Raw genomic sequence first — 5,772 nt, 5'->3', positions numbered from 1 at the left:
AAACGCAATGCCTATGGCTATCGACGCTTCGATCACTTTAGAGCGAAGATCTTATTAACTATTAAGTATAAAGAAATTGGGGTTCATTTAGGGTGACGTGGATTATCGGTCACCCCAACATTTGACGTTGAACCAGTTTTTTAAGGAATCATATTACTAACTAGTAATTCAGACATAGTACAATATACGGAATAGATCATTTATCCAATTGTTAGCATATTGATTTACATATGGGATAGGAAGAGTTAATTGGTTAAAAGAATAGGTGTTGCAATAGTCATGACTGTTATACTAGCAGGATGTTCTAATGGGATGTTAGTTATACACTTTAGGGCCTATTTAATCTTCATTACACAATAAAAGGTATCCATCCAATGACCATGTTGAATAGAATGGTTTTGGATTGATACCTTTAATTTCTTACTTGCTTACAGATGGTAATGTAATAGTTTGATTTGGATAGATTAGGTGCGGATTGTGGATGATATTTTGATTTGCTTGGTAGATCGCTTGAACTTCATGAGCGATTTGTGCGTTAGTTTGTTTTCCTGGGTATCGCATTTTTACAATATTCCAGAGATTATCTCCGGGTTTTACAATGTATGAAGATCCATGAGTAGCTTCATTATCGTCTGTGTTTGATTGATTAGCAGAAGGGTCGTTTGCTTCCGTTTTGACTCGATTCTTTACAAGTGTAGTTGTCACTTCTAGCCCTCGACCGGAGTCAATACTACTGTCACCAAACGTATAAATGGTTGTGTACTCGTTTGGAATTGTTCCGTTTGCAAGTGCCTTCGCAAATGGATTCATTTCTCCGTTATATACTTTTTCAAACGTCCCATCTTCGGATTCAATATCTTTATTCAACAGATATGTTGCAAAGTGTTTATGGGTTCTGTTACTTGGGTGATACTCGTCGTATAAGTAAAAATCATTCGGTTCAAATGCTGCGGTTTCAGGTGTGTAATATTTGCTGTCGGTAGAGTAGATACCATACCCACCTTGAGTTTCTTGTTCTTTAGTTGTGGGGAAGATATCGCTATTGTCTTCAGAAGCTAGGGCGTATCCATAAGCTGGTACCCAGTCGGAAATTAAATAAAAGCCCATACTTTTGTAGCCGAACTTTTCAAAACCTTGTTCTTCAATGTTTTCATTAAGTAGTTGGTTGTGACCATATAGTACGTGGACGTCCTTTGGAGCTGCATCGGATGCAAGGTACGCATTGATTTTATCAACTACTTGCTGATTTCTCATGTCTTCAAAACTTGTTAGGTCTGTTCGGTCATCTTCAAAACGATTAGGGAGTAAAACGTACTTTGCTCCAGCTTCGAGTAAATTTTTTGTCATGGCTAACGCAGAGTCGCTAGAAAGGTCCGCTGCGCGATCTTCACCGAGATCTTGGGCGGCATATGCATCGTTTCCACCTACGCTTATAATATAAAGTGCTTTTGGATCTGCTTTCCCGTTGTTTTCCGCAAGAAAGGTCTTAGTTTGCTGAACGCCACCCCAACCTTTTAACCAAGTAGACCAGTTGGAGCGTTCATCGTCTTTGCCTTTGGTTCCAGTAAGTACGCCTGTAAATGCGCCCCCTACTGCATAATTTGTAAGATTATCATAGTCGCCCGCCAGTTCTTTAGCTAGGTATTCGGCAAAGATTCTTCCATTGGAATAGCGACCTTTAAAATAATGATCAGTTTCTGCTTTTACATAGATTCCGTCATTCGGATCAAATCCTTCTGCTGGTTGTGCGGCCCAACCTGTTGAAGAAATAGACATACTGAATACGAGTGCAAGAATTATCGTAAATAAAAAGTTCTTTTTCATTTCCTCCTCCTATCTATCTTCCAAACCCACAATACTGTGAATAGCATAGCACGAGAAAACAGAAAAGTCTGCAAATTATTAATTAAAAATATCTGGTGCTCCGCTCAAACTAGTCTGAGTTCCGCGCAAGTCTGGTCGAGTTCCGCGAATACTCAGTTTGTCTATTTCCTTACCAATTCGGTACGCCAACATGATTTTCTACCCAATCCTCACTATAAGGAATCGTACGGGCATCACGTAGCGGCACGACTTTAAAGCGATTCTGCTGATCCCTAATTACACCAGTCGGGAAAAAGCGTGGATCGTCAATTGTAACGTTCACTTCATCACCGACTTGCTCTTTCGTCACTGTCAATCGAGCAATTCCGCCAAAGTTCGTGTAATCAAAAGGTTGCGCGGAATAAAAGTTACCGAGCGAATAAAATACCTTCGTATCATCAACTTCTCCATAGCGCTGCAATACATGTGTGTGATGTCCGAAAATCACATCTGCGCCAGCATCCGCCACAAACTGTGCGAGGTCTTCTTGCTTTTCTGATGTTTCAAGCACATACTCGGGGCCCCAATGCAAAGAGACAATAACAACGTCTGCTAAAGGCTTAATCTGCTCTAGTTCCATCGCAATTCGGTCTCGGTCGATATAGTTAACCAAGTATTCTTTATTCAATAAATCTATTGCCACATTCGTCCCGTATGTGTATGCTAAAATCCCAATCTTAATGCCATTCACATCCACCACCCGATGCGTCTTGCGGTCTTTGAAAGATTCATAAGCCCCTACATAAGGCATCTCATACTCTTTGGCATGCTTAATAGAATTCCGCAAGCCAATCTCGCCCTTATCAAATGTGTGATTGTTGGCGAATGTAAGCATATCTACACCAGCTGTTTGTAAATCGCCGATAATATGTTTTGGACTATTAAACTTCGGATACGTATCCAACCCAAGTTCGACACCACCCGGCATTGATTCTTGGTTCGCCAGTAAAAAATCAATACCTTCCATCTTATCTTTCACCGCTTCAAATGCAAAATCAAAGCTAGGATATCTATAGATGGGATTATGCAATAGTACATCCCCAATCATTCCTATAGTGGCAGTGTTAATGACGGCTTGTTCTATTTTACCTTCTGTTTGTTCTTCAACTGGTTCTGTGGGTTTTTCTTCGTTTTGATCAACTGGGATCGCATGTTCTCTTTCGTTATAATCGGTCCATAACATATAGGCGCATAGTATAGAGACAGCACCTAATATAGCAACCATCAATCTCATCTTCACGGTTTTCACTCCATATCTACATACGCGGTTTACAGAATATATCTGAACGTATCTCACGACAAACTACTTGTTAAAGTTGTGTAAACCTCGTACGCATATTTTCTTCACATGTACACTACAAATAAATTGCCATCTTTCGTTAAAAGCATCTAATTATACCATAGTAAAGTTTAGTAGATGCCAAAAATTGATTAAAAAGTGTAAATATCTCCTTCGTTTGTAATTTACAACTCAAATAGACTATCTTGTTATATACTAACTATATGGAATCTCTTCGATTTAGTAGTATTCTTGTCGAGTACTAGCAATTCATTCCGCGAAATTTGTAGAGTTATCTAGTTTAGTGAAATATAATGCGTAGCGATATAAAATTTATAAATTATTTTCGGAGGTAGAGTATGGACTTCTTTGATCCGTTGAAAGATCAACCAGTTGAGCGGGTCTATAATCGTGAAGGTTACGACAGACAGGGCTTTAACAAGGATGGTTATAATCGTCATGGTTTCAATGCAAAAGGCTATAATTCGAGCGGTTTTGATATGTATGGCTTTAATGAACAAGGTTTTGATAAAAATGGCTATAATAATCAAGGCTACGATGTGGAAGGTTTTAAAGCGACAGGCTTTAATAAGCACGGATTTAATCGGGAGGGCTTCAATCGTTATGGCTATAATGAACGAGGTTTTAATAAAGATGGGTATAATATACAAGGTTATGATGAAGATGGATATAAAGCGGATGGCTATAATAGACAGGGCTATCATAAGAATGGGTTTAATAAAGAAGGCTATGACGTAGAGGGCTACAACAAGGATGGCTTCAATAAACAGGGCTATAATCGAGAAGGCTTTGATAAAAATGGAATGACTAGACAAGGGTACGATCAGGATGGTTTTAATAAACTAGGTTATGACATAAATGGTTTTAATCGAGAAGGCTATACGAAATTCGGTTATGATCGAAGAGGGTTTAATCGTGAAGGTAAACACGCAAATGGAACCGCCTATGATAAAAGAGGGTTTAATATACAAGGGATTCATCTGACTGGAAGTCTTTATGATGAAGATGGCTATGATTCAGCTGGTCATGATGAAACAGGCTATAATCAAAGGGGCTACGATAAAAATGGTTTTACCCGAGATGGCAAACATATTAGTGAAATAACATATGATAGATTTGGCTATGACCGGGACGGTTATAATAGGAATGGTTTTAACAAAGAAGGCTATGATAAGAGCGGTTATGATAAACACGGTTACGATAAAGATGGATTCAAAGCATCGGGCTTCAACATACAAGGCTATGACAGGCAGGGCTATGATGTGGATGGGTTTAATCGTGCGGGTGTCGATAAAGAAGGTTATAATCGCGAGGGCTTTAATCGTTTCGGATACAATCGGGAAGGCTATGGTCGAAATGGATTTACTATACATGGGTATAATAAAGAAGGTTTTAATAAACAAGGCTACGACGTAAACGGCTATGATAAAGAAGGCTATGATAAAGCGGGCCGTGATGTAAACGGCTTTAGTCGTGAAGGAAATCATGCGAATGGAACGAAGTATGATGCTAAAGGTTTTGATAGAAATGGCTTTAATTCTCAAGGCATTCATAGGAATGGAAGTCGCTATGATGAGCAGGGCTATGATCATGCGGGTTATGATGAAACAGGCTTTAATAAAAGCGGTGTTGATAGAAGAGGTTTTACGCTTGAAGGTATCCACATTAGTGAAGAACAGTATGATAAAGAGGGCTATGATTTAGAAGGTTACAATAAAAGAGGTTTTAACAAAGAAGGCTATGATCGAGATGGGTATAATCGACACGGTTATGATATAGAGGGGTATAATGCGTCGGGTTATAATATACAAGGCTATACTAGACAAGGCTATGATCGAGAGGGCTTTAATCGACTCGGCATTGATCAAGACGGTTATAATCGAGAAGGCTTTAATAAACTAGGCTTTGATAGACAAGGGTATAGTCTAAAAGGATTTAACATACAAGGCTACGATCGGGATGGCTTTAATAAACTAGGTTACGATGTGAATGGCTTTAATCGGGAAGGTTATACTAGATTCGGCTTTGATCGCAGAGGGTTTAATCGCGAAGGTAAACACTTGAATGGAACAAAGTATGATACTAAAGGTTTTGATAGAAATGGTTTTACTCCCCAAGGCCTTCATCTAAGTGGCGGTTACACTGATGAAGAGGGCTATGATCAAGCCGGCTATGATGAAGAAGGTTACGATCGAAGTGGGTATGATCGCAAACGTTTGGACCGTAATGGGAAGAATGTTTGGGAAAGATAGTGAGTGTTGGCTAGTTGTAGCTATTTTAAAAGCTTAATCGCGGGGGTGTCTAGAAAAGTCTATCGTCATGACTTTTCTGGGCAGCTCTGTTTTTTGTTTGCGCTCATAGAAAGCGATCCCGCGCTCATAGAAAGCGATCCCGCGCTCATAGAAAGCGATCCCGCGCTCATAGAAAGCGACTCCGCGCTCATAGAAAGCGATCCCGCGCTCATAGAAAGCGATCCCGCGCTCATAGAAAGCGACTCCGCGCTCATAGAAAGCGACTCCGCGCTCATAGAAAGCGACTCCGCGCTCATAGAAAGCGACTCCGCGCTCATAGAAAGCGACTCCGCGCTCATAGAAAGCGACTCCGCGCTC

The 5,772-nt window shown here is 40.1% G+C and carries 4 protein-coding genes; 2 read left to right on the top strand and 2 right to left on the bottom strand.

From position 1 onward, the window contains the following. Positions 1 to 420: 420 nt before the first annotated feature. Positions 421 to 1,824 carry an SGNH/GDSL hydrolase family protein gene (locus tag CSV79_RS16105; protein ID WP_099690068.1) on the bottom strand — a complete coding sequence of 468 codons (1,404 nt, stop codon included), beginning with the start codon at positions 1,822 to 1,824 and terminating at the stop codon, positions 421 to 423. A gap of 169 nt (positions 1,825 to 1,993) precedes the next feature. Beyond that, the gene (locus tag CSV79_RS16100) at positions 1,994 to 3,097 is read right to left on the bottom strand and encodes a CapA family protein (protein ID WP_233201476.1); all 1,104 of its coding nucleotides are present in this window, start codon (positions 3,095 to 3,097) and stop codon (positions 1,994 to 1,996) included. Between the two features lie 404 nt (positions 3,098 to 3,501). Between CSV79_RS16100 and CSV79_RS16095 the strand changes: the two genes are divergently transcribed. Continuing rightward, on the top strand, positions 3,502 to 5,415 hold the full coding sequence (locus CSV79_RS16095; RefSeq protein ID WP_099690066.1) for a hypothetical protein: 1,914 nt from the start codon (positions 3,502 to 3,504) through the stop codon (positions 5,413 to 5,415). A gap of 3 nt (positions 5,416 to 5,418) precedes the next feature. Next, the coding region (locus CSV79_RS16675) for a hypothetical protein (RefSeq protein WP_199171946.1) at positions 5,419 to 5,772 on the top strand (354 nt) is incomplete at its 3' end.

It is taken from the genome of Sporosarcina sp. P13 (assembly GCF_002743055.1).
In the GTDB taxonomy this organism is placed as follows: domain Bacteria; phylum Bacillota; class Bacilli; order Bacillales_A; family Planococcaceae; genus Sporosarcina.
The sequence above is the reverse complement of the archived record's forward strand: the minus strand, read 5'-3'. Positions and strand labels throughout refer to the sequence as shown.

Bases quoted from the DNA above. Each gene is read 5' to 3' on its own strand.
- CSV79_RS16100 (WP_233201476.1), bottom strand. From the start codon at position 3,097: ATGAGATTGATGGTTGCTATATTAGGTGCTGTCTCTATACTATGCGCC.
- CSV79_RS16095 (WP_099690066.1), top strand. From the start codon at position 3,502: ATGGACTTCTTTGATCCGTTGAAAGATCAACCAGTTGAGCGGGTCTAT.
- CSV79_RS16105 (WP_099690068.1), bottom strand. From the start codon at position 1,824: ATGAAAAAGAACTTTTTATTTACGATAATTCTTGCACTCGTATTCAGT.